Annotated in this window: 4 protein-coding genes; all 4 read right to left on the bottom strand. The window is 63.4% G+C overall.

Going from position 1 to position 2,746, the window contains the following annotated elements; genetic code table 11:
• Window positions 1-1,014 (bottom strand): IS66 family transposase (gene tnpC / locus AC629_RS43825; RefSeq protein ID WP_143199939.1); only part of this gene is annotated, 1,014 nt, incomplete at its 3' end.
• 70 nt (window positions 1,015-1,084) lie between these two features.
• Window positions 1,085-1,432, bottom strand: coding sequence for an IS66 family insertion sequence element accessory protein TnpB (gene tnpB / locus AC629_RS43820; RefSeq protein ID WP_084810777.1), 348 nt, complete (start codon window positions 1,430-1,432; stop codon window positions 1,085-1,087).
• Window positions 1,429-1,824 carry an IS66-like element accessory protein TnpA gene (gene tnpA, locus AC629_RS50875; protein ID WP_084810776.1) on the bottom strand — a complete coding sequence of 132 codons (396 nt, stop codon included), beginning with the start codon at window positions 1,822-1,824 and terminating at the stop codon, window positions 1,429-1,431. Before tnpA ends, tnpB begins: the two co-directional genes overlap by 4 nt.
• 695 nt (window positions 1,825-2,519) lie before the next feature.
• Window positions 2,520-2,746: superoxide dismutase family protein (locus tag AC629_RS43810; RefSeq protein ID WP_210419236.1), on the bottom strand; the 227-nt coding region annotated here is incomplete at its 5' end.

Raw genomic sequence — 2,746 nt, 5'->3', positions numbered from 1 at the left:
CTGGCGCCCCGCCAGATAGAGCTGGTTGTACCCATCATAGGCGTCGGCCTGCAGGATGCCGGCATACCGGGCCAGATGCGCCTGAGGATGCTCGCCCTTGCGGTCGCGTGAGTAGTAGAACATCGCTGCTGGTGGGCCCGCGCCCCCAAACGGCCGGTCGTCCCGAACGTAGATCCAGCACCGTCCCGTGTCGGTCTTGCCCTTGGCCAGAACCGGCACCGTCGTATCGTCAGCATGAAGGCGCTCGGCTGCCATGACATGGGCTTCCACCAGGCTCAGCAGCGGCTGAAGCGCCGTACAGACCGCCCCAACGGCATCCGCCATGGTCGACAGTGCGATCGGCACGCCTTCCAGAGCGTAGCGCTCGGCCTGGCGGTTCAAAGGCTGATGCTGGCCGAACTTCTCGAACATGATCATGGCCAGGAGGCTCGGGCCAGCCCATCCCCGGGCGATGGCATGGAATGGCGCCGGCGCCTGGCTGATCTTCTCGCAGTCGCGGCAGGAGAACTTCTCCCGGACCGTCTCGATCACCTTCCACTGGCGCGGCACTACTTCCAGCGTCCGCGTCACGTCCTCGCCGAGCTTGCGCAGGCGATTGCTGCCGCAGCATTCACAAGCCGTAGGTCCATCGATCACCACCCGCTCCCGGGGAAGGTGCTCGGGGAAGGTCTGGCGCTCGGCGCGCTTGCGGGTAAATCCCCGCACCGTCGTCGTCTTCGCCACAGCCCGTTCCGCCGCCAGCTCGTCCTCGGTGGCGTCGGCTTCCAGCTCTTCGAACGTCAGCGCCAACTGCTCGATCAGCCGCGCCGAACGCTCTGACCGTTGGCCGTAGATCTGATGCTTCAGCTTGGCGATCTGCAGCTTCTGCTGTGCGATCAGCGCCTCGTCTTCCGACGCTCTCGCGCGGGCGACCGCGAGTTCGGCGGCGATCTCCAAACCCCTCGCGCGCTCGACTGCCAGCGCCTTCTTCAGGGCGGCAACGTCATCCGGAACAGCGTCGCGGTCGGCATCCATGCGACGCAGTGAATCACAGATTGGACGCGATGTGACTCCCCAAAATGGCGGCAACCGCAGATTTCTTCGCTCAGCCCGCGCTTTGCGGTCGCCAACTCAGTTGCGGATTCCGCCAGTCAATGCCCTCGAGCATATAGGCCATCTGCGCCGCTGAGATCGCTACCGCGCCGGCCGACGCCGCGGGCCAGATGAACTTCCCACGGTCAAGGCGCTTAGCGTAGAGCGACATGCCCAGCCCATCGTGCCAAAGAATCTTGACGAGGTCACCGCGACGGCCCCGGAAGATGTAGAGATCGCCGGCATGGGGATCGCGCTTCAAGCTCTCCTGAACCGTGAGAGCCAGGCTTTGCATGCCGCGACGCATGTCGGTGTGGCCAGTGGCGATCCAAACCCTGACGCCGCTCGGGATCGGGATCATCGTCGTCGCAGGAGCTTAAGAACCCGCTGCAGCGCCTCGCTGTCGACGTCCCGGTCAACGCGCACACGACAGCCACCGCCAAGCTCGATCTCGATGATTCCGGCCCTTGCACGCTGCGCAGGCGGTGAACACGCCGGTTGTGGCGCGTCGCTCGAGATCGGAGCCGCCACCGGTGTGATCTCGACGCGAACGAGAGCTGGCACGGAATCTCCGCCCAGTCGACCCTGGCGCGCCTGTCGACGCCAAGTGAACAGCAGGCTGTGAGCCACCCCGTGCCGGCGCGCGACGCCGCAGACCGTCTCGCCAGCCTGCAACGTCTCCTCGACAAGGCGAACCTTCTCGTCGTAACTCCATCGCCGCCGACGCTCGGCGCCCAACACATTGACCTGCATTCGCCACGTGACCTTAAAGCTAGACTTAAGGTCAAATCCTCGGGCCGCCTCTCAAACTACACAAGGCGGCCTTCGCCGAAGAGATACGTTGCTTTCCACGTGACAGACATAGCAACGGGCATGGTCCGGCCGTTTGATCAGAAAGATCGGTTGGACTCGGCGCTTGTAAAATTCATAGTCGAGTTTCGGGGGCTTGCGCCGATGTAATTGAGATGGAGGATGCCAAGGCGGCCACGGCCACAGCCCTTACGAGCAAGCAACTTGGCATTCAAGTCTCCTATGGATGGTGGCCGAGCCGGGCGGGACCATTGGGATCACGAAACGTCAGCCTCGAACCGACCAGCTACGTTAAATTAGTGGTCAGGTCTGAGGTTCGCCTTGCGTCATGAGCGTCGTTTTGACGGTGGCCCGGCCACTTCCGGTTTACCACAAATAGCCGACATAAAGAGCTGACGTTGCAAAGGTCTGCGTCGGGCCAACACCGGACTCCTGCATCGCAGCAGTTGCGTCCTCTTCGAGCACCTCGTCGGCCTGACGCGGTGACGAGATCAGGCGTCGCAGACGGTTTATTTTCCCCGCGCGTGCTGGTCGAACACACTCAGCACGGCAAGTGTCATAGCCTCGACACCGGTTTTGATGGTCGGCTCCGGCACCGGCGCGAACAAAAGGGCCGATTTCACTCGTTATTGGCAGCTCTACTTGGCAACGCCGCAAGCGATGCGCGCGCCGCCACCGCCCAAGGGCACTGGCTGGTCGGAGTAATTATCGCCGCCCGCGTGGATCATAATCGAGCGCCCCGTAACGTCGGCCACAGTGAGGTGCGGCACTACCACGGCCTTCGTGGCCTTGCCGCTAGCATCGACGGTCAGCACGGGCATGTCGCCCTTGTGGCCCTCGCCATTCGGTCCGAGGTGTTTGCCAG

The organism is Bradyrhizobium sp. NAS80.1 (assembly GCF_001908205.1).
Classification (GTDB): Bacteria; Pseudomonadota; Alphaproteobacteria; order Rhizobiales; family Xanthobacteraceae; genus Bradyrhizobium.
This window is presented reverse-complemented; position numbering and strand designations above follow the sequence as displayed.

Coding starts and splice junctions, on each gene's coding strand:
- tnpB (WP_084810777.1), bottom strand. CDS start 1,432: ATGATCCCGATCCCGAGCGGCGTCAGGGTTTGGATCGCCACTGGCCAC.
- tnpA (WP_084810776.1), bottom strand. CDS start 1,824: ATGCAGGTCAATGTGTTGGGCGCCGAGCGTCGGCGGCGATGGAGTTAC.